15 protein-coding genes are annotated in these 17,772 nt (G+C 70.8%); 10 read left to right on the top strand and 5 right to left on the bottom strand.

Annotated features, from left to right (window positions below):
- Positions 1 to 39 precede the first annotated feature (39 nt).
- Positions 40 to 708, top strand: a complete 669-nt coding sequence (locus tag AVL48_RS18035) for an AzlC family ABC transporter permease (RefSeq protein ID WP_061984020.1) — start codon at positions 40 to 42, stop codon at positions 706 to 708.
- Complete coding sequence (locus AVL48_RS18030; protein ID WP_061984022.1) at positions 705 to 1,013, top strand: AzlD domain-containing protein; 309 nt, start codon at positions 705 to 707, stop codon at positions 1,011 to 1,013. Before AVL48_RS18035 ends, AVL48_RS18030 begins: the two co-directional genes overlap by 4 nt.
- A 78-nt stretch (positions 1,014 to 1,091) precedes the next feature.
- Here the strand turns inward: AVL48_RS18030 and merB are convergent, their stop codons facing one another.
- Positions 1,092 to 1,778: an organomercurial lyase gene (merB, locus tag AVL48_RS18025; protein WP_061984024.1), complete on the bottom strand. Its 687-nt coding sequence runs from the start codon at positions 1,776 to 1,778 to the stop codon at positions 1,092 to 1,094.
- Between the two features lie 136 nt (positions 1,779 to 1,914).
- Here merB and metF point away from each other — a divergent pair, with 136 nt between their 5' ends.
- From metF to AVL48_RS18010, 3 genes are all read left to right on the top strand, one after another.
- A complete protein-coding gene (gene metF, locus AVL48_RS18020; RefSeq protein WP_037304247.1) occupies positions 1,915 to 2,799 on the top strand; it encodes a methylenetetrahydrofolate reductase [NAD(P)H] in 885 nt (294 codons plus the stop codon).
- 42 nt (positions 2,800 to 2,841) lie between these two features.
- On the top strand, positions 2,842 to 4,527 hold the full coding sequence (locus tag AVL48_RS18015) for a DUF885 domain-containing protein (protein WP_061984026.1): 1,686 nt from the start codon (positions 2,842 to 2,844) through the stop codon (positions 4,525 to 4,527).
- Positions 4,528 to 4,826: 299 nt separating this feature from the next.
- Complete coding sequence (locus tag AVL48_RS18010; protein ID WP_061984028.1) at positions 4,827 to 5,714, top strand: DMT family transporter; 888 nt, start codon at positions 4,827 to 4,829, stop codon at positions 5,712 to 5,714.
- On the opposite strand, the gene AVL48_RS18005 is transcribed toward AVL48_RS18010, so the two are convergent.
- A complete protein-coding gene (locus tag AVL48_RS18005) occupies positions 5,711 to 6,274 on the bottom strand; it encodes a GNAT family N-acetyltransferase (RefSeq protein ID WP_061984030.1) in 564 nt (187 codons plus the stop codon). The genes AVL48_RS18010 and AVL48_RS18005 overlap by 4 nt on opposite strands.
- A complete protein-coding gene (locus AVL48_RS18000; RefSeq protein ID WP_061984032.1) occupies positions 6,271 to 6,801 on the bottom strand; it encodes a YbaK/EbsC family protein in 531 nt (176 codons plus the stop codon). Before AVL48_RS18000 ends, AVL48_RS18005 begins: the two co-directional genes overlap by 4 nt.
- A 236-nt stretch (positions 6,802 to 7,037) precedes the next feature.
- Here AVL48_RS18000 and AVL48_RS17995 point away from each other — a divergent pair, with 236 nt between their 5' ends.
- From AVL48_RS17995 to AVL48_RS17980, 4 genes are all read left to right on the top strand, one after another.
- A complete protein-coding gene (locus AVL48_RS17995) occupies positions 7,038 to 7,520 on the top strand; it encodes an SAV_6107 family HEPN domain-containing protein (RefSeq protein ID WP_061984034.1) in 483 nt (160 codons plus the stop codon).
- Between the two features lie 24 nt (positions 7,521 to 7,544).
- Positions 7,545 to 8,309 carry a maleylpyruvate isomerase family mycothiol-dependent enzyme gene (locus AVL48_RS17990; RefSeq protein ID WP_061984036.1) on the top strand — a complete coding sequence of 255 codons (765 nt, stop codon included), beginning with the start codon at positions 7,545 to 7,547 and terminating at the stop codon, positions 8,307 to 8,309.
- A 61-nt stretch (positions 8,310 to 8,370) separates the two neighbouring features.
- Positions 8,371 to 9,054 carry a VOC family protein gene (locus tag AVL48_RS17985; RefSeq protein ID WP_061984038.1) on the top strand — a complete coding sequence of 228 codons (684 nt, stop codon included), beginning with the start codon at positions 8,371 to 8,373 and terminating at the stop codon, positions 9,052 to 9,054.
- 95 nt (positions 9,055 to 9,149) lie between these two features.
- Positions 9,150 to 10,235: a GNAT family N-acetyltransferase gene (locus tag AVL48_RS17980; protein ID WP_061984040.1), complete on the top strand. Its 1,086-nt coding sequence runs from the start codon at positions 9,150 to 9,152 to the stop codon at positions 10,233 to 10,235.
- Positions 10,236 to 10,299: 64 nt separating this feature from the next.
- Here AVL48_RS17980 and def read toward each other — a convergent pair whose 3' ends face one another.
- Positions 10,300 to 10,800 carry a peptide deformylase gene (def, locus tag AVL48_RS17975; RefSeq protein WP_061984042.1) on the bottom strand — a complete coding sequence of 167 codons (501 nt, stop codon included), beginning with the start codon at positions 10,798 to 10,800 and terminating at the stop codon, positions 10,300 to 10,302.
- Positions 10,801 to 10,837: 37 nt separating this feature from the next.
- On the bottom strand, positions 10,838 to 15,460 hold the full coding sequence (locus AVL48_RS17970) for an ATP-dependent helicase (RefSeq protein WP_061984044.1): 4,623 nt from the start codon (positions 15,458 to 15,460) through the stop codon (positions 10,838 to 10,840).
- Positions 15,461 to 15,632: 172 nt separating this feature from the next.
- Here AVL48_RS17970 and AVL48_RS17965 point away from each other — a divergent pair, with 172 nt between their 5' ends.
- Positions 15,633 to 17,534 (top strand): Hsp70 family protein, encoded by a 1,902-nt coding sequence (locus AVL48_RS17965; protein WP_061984235.1) that lies wholly within the window; start codon positions 15,633 to 15,635, stop codon positions 17,532 to 17,534.
- Positions 17,535 to 17,772: the final 238 nt, after the last annotated feature.

Genomic DNA, 17,772 nt, shown 5'->3' with positions numbered 1-17,772 from the left:
TAATGGTCAAACTCAGTTTAGCTTGTTAGGCTCGGTCGTATGACCACGCTCCGGCAGCACTATCTTTCCGGCGTCCGAGTCGGGCTCGGACTGGGTGTCGCGACCTTCGTCCTCGGTGTCACCTTCGGCGCCTACAGTCAGACTCTGGCCTGGGGAATCGCCGCCCCGATCGTCGCGTCGATCATCGTGTTCTCCGGTTCGGCCCAGTTCGCGATGGCCACCGCGCTCGCGGGCGGCGGCAACATCGCCGTCGCGGTCGGCGCCGCGGCCCTGATCAACGCCCGTTTCCTGCCGATGGGCGCCGCCGTCGCCGCGGACCTGCGCGGCGGGCGCCTGCGCCGGGCCTGGGAGGGCCAGGCCGTCGTCGACGGCTCCTGGGTCGCCGCCCACCTCGGCGGAGGGCGCTTCGACCGCGAGAAGCTCATCGGCTGCACGCTCGTCCAGTTACCCGCGTGGGTCCTGGGCACCGTGCTCGGCGTCCTCGCCGCCCCGTCGCCGGACATCGTCGCGCGCTTCGGTCTCGACGTCGTGTTCCCCGGCTTCTTCCTGGTCCTGCTCATCGACGAACTCCGCCGATCGCGGGAGGCGGTCTGGACGGCGGCGCTCGCCGCCTGTCTCGCCGGCGTCCTGGTGCTGTTCGTCCCGGTGGGACTCGCGCTGATCGGCGCTTCGGTGGCCGCGCTGGTGGGCTTGGGGGCCCGGCGATGACCCTCTGGATCGCCATCGTCGCCGTCGCGGCTGTCAGCATCGGATTCAAGGCGGCGGGCCCGGTCCTGCTCGGCGACCGGGAACTGCCGCCGCGGCTGGCCGGGGTCATCGCGCTGCTCGCACCCGCGCTCCTGGCCGGGCTCGTGCTCACCGACGTGACCGGCCCGGCCTGGTCCGGGGTCGACTGGACGCTCTGCGCCGGACTGGCCGCGATCGCGGTGACCTACGTACTGCGCGTGCCGGTGCTCGCCGCGATCCTCTGCGGCGTCGTCGTCACCGCCGCACTGCGTTTTTTGCTCCTCTGAGGGTTCTCGTGAGGGGTAAGGCAACTATGGCGTGATCGGCTCGTTGCCAGCAAGGGGCACCGTCAGACCACGTTTGACTTAGCCCCCAGTGCTCCAAAACGGTCCGCTCAGCCCGGCTTCCTTGAAGTACGCCGCCGCGGCCGCCGGGTCCCGGCGGGTGTAGCCGTGGTCGAGCCTGCCTTCGTACCAGCCGGCCGCCAGCCGCCACAGCGTCGTCAGATCCATGACGTAACCCTTGTCCTGCCCCGTTTCCGCGAGCCATTCGTCCACACAGGACTCGCCGCAGAACAGCCGCTGGTTTCCGCAGGTGTGCACGACGTCGTCCCACATCCGCGCCGCCGGCACCAGGAAGTGCGCGACCAGATCACCCTTCGGCGGGGCCTGGTCGTTCACCAGCAACGCCTGCGGTTCACCGCAGCCGCGGCAGCGCGTGGACACCAGCACCTCGGGTTCGGCCTTGACCAGCTGCGGGATCGCGAACGAGTCCCACGCGCAGCCGCCCCACCACAGCGTCCGCTCGCCCATCACGGAGAACCCCAGCGGAATCGCCGCGAACGGATGCGCCATCGCCACATGCTCACGGGTGTCGAGCACCAGATGCCGCTGCTCGGCGAGCCGGTGCAGCGCCTGCTTCGCCACCGCCAGCGACCCATGGGCCGCGTCGGCCAGTTCCGGGGCCGTCGGCGGCCTCCCGTGCTCGGCGAACGCGCGGTAGACCGCGACGCGGACGTCTTCGTCCCAGCTGGTGTCGGTTTCGGCGCTCATGGCGGCTCCCTGTGCTCGTCATCGAGTCTCCCCAGGCTCGCGCCACTCGGCAACCGCGCGAAAGTGGCTGAAGTCGCATGCCCACTGCCTGAGAGGGGACTCCCAGCCAGCGGACTTCCCCCCTTAACATGGCGGTATGACGTCGGTGGTCGAGCGGTTGCAGGGTGATGGACCCGTGTTCTCCATCGAGTTCTTCCCGCCTCGCGACGCGGCCGACGAGGCCGTGCTGTGGAAGTCGATCCGGGAACTCGAGCCACTGGACCCGGCGTACATGTCGATCACCTACGGCGCCGGCGGGTCCAGCCGCGACGGCACGATCCGCAGCATCGCCCGCGTCGCCACCGAGACCACGCTGGTGCCGATGGCGCACCTCACCGCCGTGAACCACTCGGTCGCGGAGCTGCGCAACGTCATCGGCTGGTACGCCGCTGTCGGCGTGCGGAACATCCTCGCGCTGCGGGGCGACCCGCCGGGCGACGTCTACGGCGACTGGGTCCCCCATCCGGAGGGGCTCAACTACGCCGAGGAACTCGTCGAACTGGTGCGTTCGCTCGGTGACTTCTGCGTCGGCGTCTCGGCGTTCCCGTACGGCCACCCGCGGTCGGCGAACCTCGAAGCCGACACCGAATACCTCGTGCGCAAGCTCCGCGCGGGCGCGGATTTCGCGATCGCGCAGCTGTTCTTCGAGCCCGAAGACTTCCTCCGCCTGCGGGACCGGGTCGCCGCCACCGGCTGCGAAGCCCTGGTCATCCCCGGCATCATGCCGCTGACCACGCTGCGGACCCTGCACACGACGATCAAGCTGTCCGGCGCCCCCGCGCCGCGGCGGCTGCTGGACCGGCTCGAACCGCTGGCCGACGATCCGAAGGCCTTCCGCGCGGCGGGGATCGACACGGTGACCGAACTCTGCGAGCGGCTCATCGCCGAAGGCGTCCCCGACCTGCACTTCTACACGTTCAACCGGTCCAAGGCCACGCGCGAGGTGGTCAGCAGGCTCGGTCTGGTCCCCGCCAGGGCGTAACTCCGTACCGAAGTAGCCCGGCATCCCGGTAGCGTGCCGGGCATGGCTTCAACCGCGCGAAGTGTGCACCAGATCTGTGACCGGTACGTCGACGAGTACGCCGCGGCCGACCCGGTCGCCGCGACCACGTTCGGTATCTCCGGATACGACGACCAGCTGACCGACTACTCGCCCGCCGGGCACGCGGCGCGGGCCGCCATCGCCGCCCGCGCGCTGGCCGACATCGAAGCGGCCGAACCCGCCGACGACGGCGAGCGCGCGGCCAAGGCGGTGTTCACCGAGCGGATCGGGTTGCAGCTGGAGATCCACGAGGCGGGTCTCGACATCGCGGCGCTGAACGTGATGGAAAGCCCCGTCCAGGAACTGCGCATGGTCTTCGACCTCATGCCCACCGACACCGCGGAGGACTGGGCGACCATCGCCGTCCGGATGGCGAAGGTGCCCGAAGCGCTCGACGGCATCCGCGCCTCGCTGCTCGGGGCCGCGGGCGCCGGCCGGGTGGCGGCGTTGCGGCAGGTCGGCAAGGTCGCCGAGCAGGCCGAAACCTGGGCGGGCCTCAAGGAGGAGACCGGGTTCTTCAGCGCCATGGCTTCGGGCGCGAAGGGCCTGAGCGACCAGCTTCGCGCCGAACTCGACCAGGCCGCGAACGCCGCACAGGAGGCGTACGCGGAGTTCGCCGGTTTCCTTCGCGCCGAACTCGCCCCGCTCGCGCCGGTCAAGGACGCCGTCGGCGCCGAGGTGTACAAACTGTGGTCCCGGGTGTTCACCGGCGCCACGCTCGACCTGGACGAGGCCTACGCCTGGGGCTGGGCCGAGTTCACCCGCATCGAAGCGGAAATGCTCGAGGTCGCCGCCCGGATCAAGCTCGGCGCCACGCTGGCCGAGGCGGCCACCGCCCTCGACGCCGATCCGAAGTACGTCGTGCGCGGCCGGTCGGAATTCCAGGCCTGGATGCAGAACTTGTCGGACAACGCGCTGAAGTCGTTGCGCGGCAAGCACTTCGACATCTCCGACCGGGTGATGGCGCTGGAGTGCAAGATCGCCCCGCCCGGTGGCACCGTCGGCGCGTACTACACCGGCCCCAGCGAGGACTTCTCCCGCCCCGGCCGCATGTGGTGGTCACTGCCGCAGGGCCGGGACGAGTTCACCACCTGGCGCGAGGTCAGCACCGTCTACCACGAGGGCGCGCCGGGCCACCACCTGCAGATCGCGACCGCCGTCGACCAGTCGAAGTCGCTCAACAAGTACCAGCGGCTGCTGGCGTTCACCTCCGGGCACGCCGAGGGCTGGGCGCTGTACTCCGAGCGGCTGATGCAGGACCTCGGATTCCTCGCCGACGACGGCGAACTGTTCGGCATGCTGTCCGAGCAGCTGTTCCGCGCCGCGCGGGTGATCGTCGACATCGGCATGCACCTGGAGCTGGAGATCCCGGCCGGGACCGGATTCCACGAGGGCGAGCGGTGGACGCCCGAACTCGGCCTGGAGTTCATGCTCACCCGGACCGTGACCGACCCGGCCCACGTGCACGACGAGATCGACCGCTACCTGGGCTGGCCCGGGCAAGCGCCGTCGTACAAGCTCGGCGAACGCCTGTGGCTCGCCGCGCGCGACGAGGCCCGTGCCCGGCAGGGCGACGCGTTCGACATCAAGCAGTTCCACACGCGAGCGCTGGCGCTCGGCGGGATGGGGCTGGACACGCTGCGGGAGATGCTGGCGACGCTGGACTGAGCTTCTCGCCTCCGGCAGTGCCATGAAAGGTCCTTTCCTTGCGAAATTTGCAAGGAAAGGACCTTTCATGGCATCCGGAGGGGGCCTCCGCCGTGCCGCAATTCAGGTGCCGCCGCCACCCAAGCCTTGATACGTTCACCCCGTGCACCGGATCTTCCTCGTCACCCCGCCCCCCGCCTCCTGAGCGGGGTGTCTCCGGCCGCGCGGCGTTCCAGCCGCCCGGCCTCTTCGTGATGCACTGAAGCACCCCGCGTCGTCGACGTCCTTTCCGACAGACACAGACGCAGGAGCGTTTCCCCATGTCCGTTGCCGTACCCACGCGCGCCCGATCGTCGGCCGCGCTCGTTCTCGCCGGTGTCCTGTGGGGGACCGGTGGCCTCGCCGGATCCCTGCTGGCGTCCCGCACGGGACTCCATCCGATGGGTGTCGCCGCGTACCGGCTGCTGATCGGCGGCGTGATCGCCACCGGCTACCTCTGGCTCACCGGCGGTCTCCGCGGCCTTCCGCGCACGCGGGAGGCCCGCCGTCGCCTCTTGACCGTCGGCGGCCTGTTCGCCCTCTTTCAGACCAGCTACTTCGTCGCTGTCTCGCTGAGTTCGGTGAGCGTCGCGACGATGACCACCATCGGCAGCGCGCCGGTGCTGCTCGCCATCGTGACGGTCGTCAAGTCCCGGCGGCTTCCCGCGACGTGGACCTTGGTGTCACTGGCCGGTTCCCTCACCGGGCTCGCGCTGCTGCAGTGGACGCCCGGCGAGAAGGTCGACGTCGCCGGAGTGCTGTTCGCCTTGCTCGCCGCGGCCGGGTTCGCCGCGTTGACCCTGGTGACCGCGACCCGCGTCGAGGGACTGGATCCCTTGCCCACCACGGCTTTCGGTTGCCTGATCGGCGGCGCCGTACTCGCCCCCGCCGCGGTGTGGTTCGGGATGGCGGTGCCGCCGCACGCTGATGTTCTCGCGCTCGTTTTGTACTTCGGCGTCGTTCCCACGGCGCTGGCGTACGCCGCGTATTTCCGCGGTCTCGAAGGCGCGCATCCCGTGCTGGCCGCGTTGTCCGCGCTGCTCGAACCGCTGACCGCCGCGCTGCTGTCCATGGCCGTGCTCGGGGAGCGGCTCGGCGTCGTGGGCTGGTGCGGCGCGGTGGTGCTCATCGCCGCGCTCGGCGTCGCCTATCTGCGGCCCGCGAGCTAGAGCGGCAGCGTCCGGCCGAGGATCGCGAACGCCCGCGGATCCCCGGCGAAGTGGTAGTCCCGCAGCACATCGACGAACCCGACGCGCCGGTACAGGTTCCAGGCCCGGCTGGTGCCTTCCGGCGTGGAAAGGAGGACATGGGCGTTGGGCACGCCGTCGAGCAGCCGTCGCAGGAGGTCCTCGCCGATCCGCTTCCCCTGGCTTTCGGGGCTGACGTGGATCTCGGTGAGCTCGAAGTAGTCGGACATCCAGTGCTCGGCGGCGGCCTGGCCCTCGCGGCGGGTCAGACCATGGCGGACCTGCTCATGCCACCACTGGCCGCCGCGGCCCTTGTAGCCGTAGGCGATCCCGAGCAGGACGCCGTCCGCGTCGAGTGCGGCCATGCAGCGCCAGCCTTCGCGCAGCGCGTGCGTGAGCCACATCGGCGCGCGTTGCTCCGCCGTGCCTTCGGGGTAGCGCATGGCGTTGACGTAGATGGTCAGCGCCTCGGGGAGCCGGGCGCGGAACTCGTCCGCGGACAACTGGACATAGCGGGTGCATTCCGAGGACATCGCGGTCACGGGCGTCCATCCTGCCCGCCGCCCGCGACGGCCGCGGGAGTGCCCCCGGTCAGCGCGAGCAGTTCCTCGAACGTCGTGGGGAACACGGACTTCGGATGCCCGGCGGCGGCCCAGACGACGTCGTGGGCGCGCAACGCGGTGTCGACGAGGGTGGTCAACGCCTTCGGGTGACCGATCGGGGCGACCCCGCCGATCGGCTGCCCGGTGTGCGCGCGGACGAACTCCGCGTCCGCCTTGCCGATCTCGTCGGCGCCGGTCAGCGCGGCCAGCAGCCCGGTGTCGGCGCGGTGCGCGCCGGAGGTCAGTGCGAGCAGCGCCGACACCGTGTCGCCGGTGCGGCTGCGGAACACGAGGCTGTTCGCGATCGCGCCGACCTCGACGCCGAGTGCCTCGGCGGCTTGCGCGGCCGTGCGGACTTCGGCGGGGAGGATCCGGATCCCGGCCGCGGCGGCCTGCTGACCCGCCCCGGCGAGCGCGGCCGCGACCTTGGCGACCGAGGGATGGCCGGACTGGTCGATGGTGCTCATGACCCTATGAGATCACGAGCCCGATCCCGTGTCCCGCGCCACATGCGGCGACCACCCGGCTACGGGTTCGAGGGGGCCGGGGTTGAAGAAAGGGGCACTTCAGGGTTACATTGGACTTGTTCGAACAGACGTTCGACATCCGGTGAGCGCGCACCGGTAGGTGCCCGGCGCGGGGGCGGGGGAAGCGCCTCGGCGCCGGGCACCGGCCGGCGCTCACGTACAGGAGGAGGGTCGTCATGTCCGTTTCGGTCGTGTCCCCTGACGAAGCCGAGAGGCCAGGGGGCTCCGCGCAGCCCGCCCTGCCGATGTCGTTGCGCCCGCCGGCACCACCCGCGGCGGTCTCCTTGTACGCACAGGCAAGGCGTGGCCTTGGCGAAGCAGAGCGGGAGAGCGATCCCGCGGAGCGGTTCATCGGCGCGTACCTCGCCGCACTGCGGGGTGCGGCGGCGGTCCTGGAGGCCCGGGGCCGTCCGCACCGGGGCCGTGCCCGGCCCACGAGCGGCTGGGTGCTGCTCGAATCGGTCGCGCCCGAACTGAAGGAATGGGCGGCGTTCTTCGCGGCCAACTCCGGGACGCGGGCGGCCGCGCAGGCGGGCATCACGGGCAAGGTCACCGTCGAACTGGCGGACGAGCTGACGAAGGCCGCCACGGTGTTCCTGGAACTGGTCCGGCGGGTGGTGCACGGGCTGCCGATGGGTGATTCGGCGCATGTGGCCTAGCGCGCCGCGGAGAGGGGGTGGCCGATGGCCGGGCAGGCCATGATCGACCAGGGCAGGTTTCTGGCGGTGATCGGCGCCGAAACCGAGCTGATGTCCCAGGTGGCGCACAACGCGTCCGCCGACGCGCCGGTCCCGACCTGCCCCGGCTGGACCCTCGGCGAGGTGCTCCGGCACGTGGGCAGTGTGTACCGGGTCACCCGCCGGTGGATCACCGACGGGCGTCGTCCCGAGCACTGGCAGCGCAAACCGGGGCCGGGCCAGACCCTGGACGAGTACTTCCGCCAGGGCCGGGACGAACTCGTCGCCGAACTGTCGGCGCACGACGCGGACGAACCGGCGCCGACCTGGTGGCCGGCGGACCGCAGCTACGGGTTCTGGCGGCGGCGGATGGCGCACGAAGCGACGATCCACCGGATCGACGCGGAGAACGCGGCCGGGCGGGAAGTGTCGGAGATCCCCGAGGACGTGGCACTCGACGGGATCGACGAGGCGCTGGCGCTCTGGTTCGGCCAGCGGCTGCCGTTGCTGGGACTGTCCGGGACGAAGACCGGATCGGTCGGCGTGCGCACCGCGGGCCATCACTGGATCGCCAGAGCCGGGCCGACGGAAACGGTCGCCTGGCGATGCTCGGCCGAGGATGCCCAGCGCGCGGACGATCTGGTCACCGGACAGCCGGACAAGATCTACCGCTGGCTCTGGGGCCGGGCGGGTCCGACGGCGGTGACGGTCAGCGGAGACCAGGACATGGCGGGACAACTCTGGGCCCTTCTGCGGCTCGCGACCCGATGACCGGTCGGTGGGGAAGCCAAACCGGTCAGAGCTGTCGGTGGTCTCGTCTAGGTTCACCGGTGTGGCAGCACACCTGGTGAACCTGGTCTTCGACTCGGCCCTTCCCAGAGATCTGGCGGGTTTCTGGGAAGGGCTGTTCAGCTGGGACGCCCCGTTCGACCCGGCCTTCCGCTCGGAGGCCGGGCCCAAACGGGGCAAGAACCGGCTGCACCTGGATCTGGCGAGCCGTTCGCCGGAACACCAGGCCGAACTGGTGGACCGTGCGCTGTCCCTCGGCGCACGGCACATCGACATCGGCCAGGGCCCGCCGGAGGAGAAACGGGTGCCGTGGGTGGTGCTGGCGGATCCCGAGGGCAACGAGTTCTGTGTCCTCGAACCCCGCGAGCAGTACGCGGGCACCGGTGCGATCGCCTCGGTCGTCACCGACGCCAGGGACCCGGAGCGGCTCGCGCGGTTCTGGGCGGCCGCGCTCGGCCGGGAGATCGGTGTCCGGGAAAAGTCGATCGTGGGCTTGCGACCGCCGGGTGAGCGCGGTCCATGGATCGAGTTCCTCGTCACCGCAGAGGAGAAACGGCACAGGAACCGGTTGCGGTTCGAGATCGCGCCACGGCGAGGCGGAAGCCGGGCCGCCGAGGTCCGGCGACTCCGGGAGCTCGGCGCGACAGGGCAGGGTTCGGTGAGACAAGGCGCCGTGGCCATGGTGGACCCGGAGGGCAACGAGTTCAGCGTGCTTTCCCCGCGCTGAGTGTTTCGCCGGGGTTGCGCGGCGGCGCCGAACGCTGACCTGAGCGAAACACCGGCGCCGTGGGAAGGCAACAACCGGCGGGGACCGTTGAGGTCATGGAGACCTATCGAATCCGGCCCACCCAGGTCCATTCCGGTGCGGAGACGGCGGCCGCGTCGGCCTGGCGGGTCCGGATCGGCGTGGACGACCGGCCGGGCACCCTCGCCAGGATCGCGATCAGGCTGGCCGACCTCGAGTGCAACATCCTCGGGCTCTCGGTGCTGCCGGTCCCCGGCGGCGTGCTCGACGAGATCGTCCTGCGGCCGGCCGTAGGCCTGCCCCGGCAGCTGCTCATCGACGCGATCCGCGACGAAGGCTGCGAATGCTCCGCCGTCATCGACGCCGACCTGGCCGAACTGGTCGATCCGGCCACCTCGACGTTCACCGCGGCCAAACAGGCCGTCGAGGCGCCCGGCGAACTCGCGGAGGTGCTTCGCGGCGTCCTCGCGGCCGACGTCGTCACGAAGGTTCCCTCCATCGAGGCGAACCCCGCCCGGACGGAGGGCGGGCACCGGGCGGTGTTCCCCGCCGGGGACGGGACCGCGTTCGTCGCTCGCCGACGGTGGTCGCCGTTCGTCGAACTCGAACTGAGCCGGGCCTTCGCGCTGATCGGCCTGATGACCGCCGTCCGCGACAACGTGACCGGGCCGATCGTGCTCGACCGGCTCGACGGCGCCGCGATCGTCCTGCGGAAGGGGGTCCCCGGTGACGCGGAGGCGGTGTCCGCGCTGCACCAGAGATGCTCGATGACGACGTTGTTCCACCGCTACCACACCGGAATGCGCGCCGTACCGCGTCGCTGGCTGCACCGGCTCCTGATGCCGCCGCGCGGAGTGAGCCTGCTCGCGGTCTGCGGCCGCGACGTGATCGGCCTCGGTCAGCTGATCCCCGCCGCCGGCGGCGGGGCGGCCGAAGTCTCGCTCCTGGTCGAGGATTCCTGGCAGCGGCGGGGCATCGGCACGGCCTTGCTCTCCCGGCTCGCCGTTCTCGCCACGGCCAACGGGGAGCGCGAACTCGTCGCCGTCTGCCTGCCCGGCGACGACTCCCTCTACCGCACCGGCGCCCGGGCGGGTCTTCGCCCCGAACGCCTCCCCGGCGAGTCCGGCACCCTGCGCTTCACGCTCCCCGACCCCCGCGTTTAGTCCTCTGAACGCGCTGGTCCGTAGGGCCAACTACCGCATTCAGAGGACTAAACGCGAAGGGAGGTCAGCGCTTCCAGAACCAGTCTTTGCCGCGGGCCTCGCCCAGCGCTCGCTTCTTGCGCTCAGGGGTGAGGCGGTCCAGGTACAGCTTGCCGTCGAGGTGATCGGTCTCGTGCTGCAGGCACTGCGCGAGCACGTCGACGCCTTCGACCTCGATCGGTTCGTTGCGCAAGTCGACCCCGCGGACGACGGCCCGCTTCGCGCGGACGACCGGGAACCACAGTTCCGGCACGGAAAGGCAGCCCTCGCCGATCTCGTGTGTCTCCTCGGAGAGTTCGACGAGCTCCGGGTTGATCACGTACCCGGTCAGCCCGCCGACGTCGTAGCTGAACACGCGAAGGCCGACCCCGATCTGCGGCGCCGCGAGACCCGCGCGCCCGGCCGGTTTCACCCCGTCCATCAGGTCGGTGACCAGCGCCTCGACCTTCTTGTCGAATTTCGTGACCGGGTCGCATACGGTCTTGAGCACGGGATCCCCGAAGTAGCGCAGGTCGCGCATCACCATGTTCGAACGTCCTTCTCCGCTGGCCTGAGCGGCAATTCTAGGCCCGCAGGCGCAGGCCCTTCGGAGTCGCCCGGAATCCCGCCTCCTGGAGCACCGCCGACAGCTCGGAGGTGAGTGCCACTTCGCCGTCGGCCTTCTGCACCGCGAGCTGTCCCAGCCAGCCTTCCCGTACCGCTGTGGACAGTGCCCGCGCGGCCGACCGCAAGGTCTCCTGATCCTCGGTGAAACTCAGCAGGGACCGGCCACCGCGTTCGACGTACATCGCCGGGACACCGTCCACGAGCACCGCCAGCGCTCCCGCTTTCCTTGCGGGACGGTGCTTCGTGTCACCCGTCGCGGCAGGCCACGGCAACGCGGCACCGTAGGGCTGGGCGGGGTCGGCGGCGGCGAGCACGACCGCCCCCTCCCGGGTGGTGCGCTGGTTCCCGGACTGCGCGCGCAGCCTGTCGACGGCGCCTTTCGCCGCGAACTGCGCGGCTCCGAGTCCCTCGACGACGTAGCCACGGACGACCTGGCCCGAGTCCTCCATCCCGCGCAAAACCTTGTAGATCCCGGAAAAACCGCCGGTCACCCGCTCGGTGTCGAGTGCGCCGCGGGTGAGGACGCCGTGCCGTTCCAGGAACGCCTCCGTCCGCGCGAGCGCACGCCGGGTCGGGTCCGGTGCGCGTTCCGGGGTCAGCGCCCAACGCCCGGCGACCGTCGGCGGACCGCTGCGCGACGGCATCGCCGGCCGTCCGGCCCGAAGCCGCGCGTACCGGCCGCGAGGAGCCTGCCGTCGTGGCTTGTGCGCCGCGCCCGAACCGGAGACCTGCGCCCGCAACGGGCCGAGCGTGTCCCCGGTGACCAGCCCGGCCCACACCAGATCCCACAGCGCGGCAACGACTTCACCGTCGTTGGGCGGGGTTTCGACCAACGGTGACGCCCGGTCCACGAGCTGGCGGAAGAACTGCGCACCACCCTCCAAAGTGGACAGGATGGCCGCGTGGAGCGGGCCGGAGGGCAGATCGTCGTCGAGGTCGGGCAGCAGCAGATCGGCGACGTCCGTCGGCGCGAGCGCCAGCCAGCCGTCCCCGCCGGACAGGGAACCGCAGCCGCACCAGGTGACCTCGCCCGCCGTGGTCAGTTCGTCGAGCAGCGACGGCGTGTAGCCGGGCAGCCTGCTCGGCAGGATCAGCGATTCGACCGCGCTCGCCGGGAGCGGGGCCCCGGCCAGTTGCTCGACCGCGGACAGCACGTCGTCCGCCGTCGGCGCCGACCGCACTCGCGCGCCGATGCCGTGCCACGACGGCAGGAACCGGCCCAAGGCCGCCGGTTCGACCGGTTCGACCTCGGCCCGCAGCCGCGCCAGTGACGCCCTCCGGAGCCTGCGCAGCACCGACGCGTCACAGAACTCCATCCCGACGCCGTGGGTTTCCGGATGTCCGACCGGGCTCAGCTCACCCCGCACCAGCCTGCCCTGCGCGGTCAGCCTGTCCAGCACACCGGTGACCACCGCCGTCCCCAGTCCGAACCGTTCGGCGGCCTGCCGGGCACTGAACGGGCCGCGACTGCGGGAATAGCGGCTGAGCAGGTCCCCGACGGGATCCTCGACCGGTTCGGTGAACGCCTCCGGCACCCCCACCGGCAACGCCGTCCCCAGCGCGTCCCGCACCCGGCCCGCGTCCTCGATGGCGATGAAACGTTCACCGCCGCCGATGCGGACCCGGAGCACCCGCCGCGCGGCTTCCAGCTCCTCCAGCCATTCCCGCTGGATTCCGCGTGCCGCGGCCTCCTCGATCGAGAGATCTCCGAGGAACCGCAACAGATCCGCGGCCTCCTCGGCGTTGCGGGCGTGCCTGTCGGGGTCGAGCCGCTGCAACGATCGCTCGACTTCGGCGACGACCTCGGCGTCCAGCAGTTCCCGGATCGCCTCGGTGCCGAGCAGTTCGGCCAGCAGGGTCGAATCCAGCGCCAGCGCCGCCGCGCGCCGTTCCGCGAGCGGGGCATCGGTCTCGTACAGGAACATCCCGACGTAACCGAAGAGCAGGCTGCGCGCGAACGGTGACGCCGACGGCGTCTCGACCTCGACCAGCTTGACCTTCCGCGACCGGACGTCGGCCATCAGCTCGCGCAGCCCGCCGACGTCGTACACGTCCTGGAGGACTTCCCGCATCGCTTCCAGCACCACGGGGAACCGTTCGTACTTGGCCGCGACCGAAAGCAGTTGCGACGCACGCTGTCGCTGCTGCCACAGCGGGGTGCGGCGGCGCGGATCGCGGCGGGGGAGCAGCAGCGATCGGGCCGCGCATTCCCGGAACCGGGCGGCGAACACCGCCGAACCGCCGACCTCGGCCACGATCAGCTGCTCGACCTCTTCCGGATCGAGCAGCACGTCTTCGACGCCGATGGTGATTTCCGAGCCCTCGGAGTCCAAGGCTTCCGGCAGCCGCAGCACGATGCCGTCGTCGGAATGCGCCACCTGCGCGTCGACCCCGCGGTTCTCCCGCAGCCGGGCCGCGATCGCGAGCGCCCACGGCGCGTTGACCTGAGCCCCGAACGGGGAGTGCAGGATGACCCGCCAGTCGCCGAGTTCGTCGCGGAACCGTTCCAGCAGGACGGTCTTGTCGTTCGGGACATGCCGGGTCGCCGACTTCTGTTCTTCCAGATACGCCAGCAGGTTGTCGCAGGCGTACTCGTCCAGCCCGGCGACGGCGGCGCGTTCCCTGGCCACCGAAGGCTCCAAAGTGGACAGTTCGCGGACGAACGCGCCCAGCGCCCGCCCCAGTTCCAGCGGGCGGCCGGGGGCGTCGCCCTTCCAGAACGGCATCCGCGCCGGCTCGCCGGGCGCGGGCACGACGAGCACGCGGTCATGGGTGATGTCGGTGATCCGCCAGGAGGAGGTACCGAGCAGGATCGTGTCCCCCACGCGGGATTCGTAGACCATCTCCTCGTCGAGTTCACCCACCCGCGAGCCGGGTTTGTCGTCGGCACCCGGCGTCATCACGGTGAACAGGCCGCGATCGGGGATCGTGCCACCGGAGGTCACCGCCAGCCGCTGCGAGCCCGGGCGGCCGTGCAGTTCGCCGCTGACCCTGTCCCAGGTGATCCGGGCGCGTAGTTCACCGAACTCCTCGCTCGGGTACCGGCCGGCGAGCATGTCGAGTACCGCCAGCAACGCGTCGTCCGGGAGGGAGGCGAACGGCGCCGCGCGGCGGACGAGGGCGGCCACGTCGTCGACCGTCCACGATTCCAGCGCCACCATCGCCACGATCTGCTGCGCGAGCACGTCCAGCGGATTGCGCGGGTACCGCACCGCCTCGATCGCCCCGGCCGCCATCCGTTCCGCGACCACCGCGCAGGAGACGAGGTCGCCCCGGAACTTCGGGAACATCACCCCGCTCGACACCGCGCCGACCTGGTGCCCGGCCCGGCCGACCCGCTGCAGTCCCGAAGCGACCGTCGGCGGCGCCTCGATCTGCACGACGAGATCCACCGCGCCCATGTCGATGCCCAGTTCCAGCGAGGACGTCGCCACGACACAGGCGAGGCGGCCCGTCTTGAGTTCCTCTTCGACGTGGGTGCGCTGCTCCCGCGACATCGACCCGTGGTGCGCCCGCGCGATCACCGGCGCCGCGCCCGTGGTGAGCCCGGACTGGCCGATCGCCTCGGCCGGATACCGCTGGTCGGGCTCCAGCTCGGCTTGCTCCGCGACGAGTTCGTTGAGCCGGGCCGTCATCCGCTCGGTCAGCCGCCGCGAGTTGGCGAACACGATCGTCGACCGGTGGGATTGGATCAGTTCGAGGACCCGTTCCTCCACGGCTGGCCAGATGGACGGCCTCCGCGGCGCGCCGTCGATCTCCTCCAGCGCGCCCGGCAGCCTGGCGAGCCCCGCGTCGAGGTCTTCGTTCTGCTTCGGCCCCTGTGGACTGTCGAGATTGGACATGTCCTCGACCGGGACCTCGACGCGGACCTCGATCGTCTTCGCCAGCTTCGGCTGCACGACGGTGACGGGCCTGCCGCCGGCGAGGAACGAAGCGACCTCGTCGATCGGGCGGACCGTCGCCGAGAGCCCGATCCGCTGGGTAGGTTTCGCCAAGAGCGCGTCGAGCCGTTCGAGCGAGAGGGCCAGATGCGCGCCGCGTTTGCCGCCGGCGACCGCGTGCACCTCGTCGACGATCACCGTCTCCACGCCGCGCAGCGAATCGCGCGCGGAGGAGGTGAGGATGAGGAACAGCGACTCCGGTGTGGTGACCAGCACATCCGGCGGTGTCTTGCCGAAGGAGCGCCGTTCGGCGGCCGTGGTGTCGCCGGTGCGCATGCCGACCCCGATGTCCGGCACCGGCAGCCCCAGCCGCCGCGACGCCTGGGAAATACCGGCCAGCGGAGCCCGCAGGTTGCGCTGCACGTCGACCGCCAGCGCCTTCAGCGGTGAGACATAGAGGACACGGCAGCGTTTCCGCGGCTCGGCGGGCGGCGGTTCGACCGACAGCCTGTCCAGGGCCCAGAGGAACGCCGAAAGGGTCTTACCGGACCCTGTGGGGGCCACGACCAGCGCGTGTTCCCCGGCGTGCGCGGCTCGCCAAGCCCCTTCCTGCGCGCGGGTGGGCGCGGCGAAGGCCCCGGTGAACCAGTCCCTGGTCGCGGGGGAGAAGAGGTCGAGTACGTCTGCCACGCCCTCCATAGTGCGCCGGACCCCCGACAGTTTCGCTCCGAAGCCGGTGACAAGGCACCCGGTCGGGGACGAGTTCGGCGGGTTCCGCACGTACGGTGACCTCGCTCATGGGAGCATCACGGCCAGCGCGACCGGATCAGTGCTGGGGCGGTCGCCGTTCGTCTGTGAAGGGGAAAGAGCTGTGCGGATCCTGTCGGTGGACCTCGGGACGTCCAACACCGTGGCCGTCCTTTCGGCGCACGGGAGGCCGCCGCGGGTGGTCGAGGTCGACGGTTCGGCCAACATGCCCTCCGCGGTCTTCGCCACCGAGGACGGCACGATCATGGTCGGCCGTGACGCCGAACGCCGTGCCCGGCTCGACCCGACCCGCTTCGAGCCCAACCCCAAACGCCGCATCGACGAGCAGACGCTGCTGCTCGGCACCGACGTGATCCCGGTCACCGAGGTGCTGGCCGCGATCCTGCGCCGCGTCCTCGACGAGACCACCCGCCAGCTCGGCGGCGAACTGCCCGACGAGGTCCGGCTGACGCATCCCGCCCAGTGGGGCCAGACGCGCCGCAACGTGCTGCTGTCCGCCGCCCGCCTCGCCGGAATGGGCGGCAACCTGGTGCTCGTCCCCGAGCCGGTCGCCGCGGCGGCGCATTTCGCGTCGTTCCCCGGCAAGACGCTCGCCCCCGGCCAGGCACTCGCCGTGTACGACCTCGGTGCCGGCACCTTCGACGTCGCCATCGTCGGCGCCACCCCGAACGGCGGCTTCACCGTCGTCGCCGAAGACGGCCTTCCCGACCTCGGCGGCCTCGACGTCGACCAGGCACTGCTGGTGCACGTCGGCCGCGAGGTCTCGCACAAGGATCCCCAGCGCTGGCAGCGGGTCCTGCGGCCCGAGTCCACTCCGGACCGCCGTACGCGACGCGCGCTGCAAGAGGACGTGAAGGCGGCGAAGGAGGCTCTTTCGCGGCACCCGCAGACCGAGGTTCCGATGCCGGAGCCGTTCGAGGACGTACTCGTCACCCGCGGTGAACTCGAGGCGCTGGTACGACCGTCGATGCTGCGCAGTGTCGAGCTGATGGCGCGCGTGGTCCGCTCGGCCGGAATGACGCCGGACCGGCTCGCCGGTATCTACCTCGTCGGCGGTTCGAGCAGGCTTCCGCTGGTCGGCAGCCTGATCGCGGAGAAGCTCGGCGTCGTGCCCGGCAGCCTCGACCAGCCCGAGACCGCGGTCGCCCTCGGCGCCCAGCACGTCGCCTCCGACGGCATCAGCTCCCGGACACAGGGGGTGGAAGGACAGCTCGCCGCCGGCACCGGTGCGCACCCCGGCGTTTCGGGCCCGTACGCGCCTCCACAGCAGGTCGCGTCGATTCCCGGTTATCAGTCCGGCCCCGGCCAGTCCGGCGGTTTCCCGCAGTCGGGCTATCCGAACAGCGGCCCGCAGCAGGTGCAGCAACAGCCCGCGCCGACGAACTTCCCGACGTACTCCCTGGCCGGCGGTGACAGCGGCGAGAAGGCGACCGCGAGCAAGAAGAAGCCGCTCGTCATCGGCGCGCTCGCGGCCGTCATCGTGCTGATCGCCGCCGGGCTCGTGTACTTCCTGACCTCTTCGTCGGTGACCACCTACACCGCCGACGAGTGCAAGACTCCCGGCGCGGCCGACGACAAGGGGCTCACCGGCTGCCTGCGCCAGCTCGCCGGGAAGATCGCCGACACCGGCGACTGCAAGCCCGGAATGGGTAATGGACCGGCGAAACCGGCGGAAGATCTCGGCGTGACGTCGACCTGTTCCGCGCCGGGCCGCGCCGGAACCCAGGTGACCTATCTGCAGAGCGACTCCGCGGAGAAGCTCAAGGCCTACACCGACCAGCTGCTCGCCTTCGCCGGCGGTGACCGCACCGAGGCCAAGTGGGTGGGCAACGCCCTGGAAGGCCAGTACTCCTCGGCCGCCGGGCGGAACGCGGCCGTGCTGGTGTTCACCGTGACCGACCGGCCGCTGGCCGGCTTCATCTACCAGGTCCCGGCCGAAGGGCAGAGCCCGACGCCGGGCGAACTGGCCGACTACTTCGAAAAGAGCATCCAACCGGGTGAATAGGTCCGCTGGTGCGGGGCTGAATCCGGGGCCGTGAAGGTCTCCTGTTTCCGGGCGCCGACCCGGGTTCAGCGCCGACAAGGGATGTCTCTATGTACGTTTCTCAGCGGGGTTGACGCGAGCGTGAGTTGTCACTCACGGTGAGGGGTGGGTGGAAATAGGGACGTTCGCTGTCTCTATTTCCACCCACCCCCTCACGTCTTCACGAGTCTGGCCGGTGTGACTGGACCGGTCACGCGGG

The organism is Amycolatopsis regifaucium, from assembly GCF_001613935.1.
GTDB lineage: Bacteria > Actinomycetota > Actinomycetes > Mycobacteriales > Pseudonocardiaceae > Amycolatopsis > Amycolatopsis regifaucium.
This window is presented reverse-complemented; position numbering and strand designations above follow the sequence as displayed.

Bases quoted from the DNA above. Each gene is read 5' to 3' on its own strand.
- AVL48_RS17995 (WP_061984034.1), top strand. From the start codon at position 7,038: ATGTCCGTTTCGGTCGTGTCCCCTGACGAAGCCGAGAGGCCAGGGGGC.
- def (WP_061984042.1), bottom strand. From the start codon at position 10,800: ATGGTGATGCGCGACCTGCGCTACTTCGGGGATCCCGTGCTCAAGACC.
- AVL48_RS18030 (WP_061984022.1), top strand. From the start codon at position 705: ATGACCCTCTGGATCGCCATCGTCGCCGTCGCGGCTGTCAGCATCGGA.
- metF (WP_037304247.1), top strand. From the start codon at position 1,915: ATGACGTCGGTGGTCGAGCGGTTGCAGGGTGATGGACCCGTGTTCTCC.
- merB (WP_061984024.1), bottom strand. From the start codon at position 1,778: ATGAGCGCCGAAACCGACACCAGCTGGGACGAAGACGTCCGCGTCGCG.
- AVL48_RS17990 (WP_061984036.1), top strand. From the start codon at position 7,545: ATGGCCGGGCAGGCCATGATCGACCAGGGCAGGTTTCTGGCGGTGATC.
- AVL48_RS17980 (WP_061984040.1), top strand. From the start codon at position 9,150: ATGGAGACCTATCGAATCCGGCCCACCCAGGTCCATTCCGGTGCGGAG.
- AVL48_RS18000 (WP_061984032.1), bottom strand. From the start codon at position 6,801: ATGAGCACCATCGACCAGTCCGGCCATCCCTCGGTCGCCAAGGTCGCG.
- AVL48_RS18035 (WP_061984020.1), top strand. From the start codon at position 40: ATGACCACGCTCCGGCAGCACTATCTTTCCGGCGTCCGAGTCGGGCTC.
- AVL48_RS17970 (WP_061984044.1), bottom strand. From the start codon at position 15,460: ATGGAGGGCGTGGCAGACGTACTCGACCTCTTCTCCCCCGCGACCAGG.
- AVL48_RS18015 (WP_061984026.1), top strand. From the start codon at position 2,842: ATGGCTTCAACCGCGCGAAGTGTGCACCAGATCTGTGACCGGTACGTC.
- AVL48_RS18010 (WP_061984028.1), top strand. From the start codon at position 4,827: ATGTCCGTTGCCGTACCCACGCGCGCCCGATCGTCGGCCGCGCTCGTT.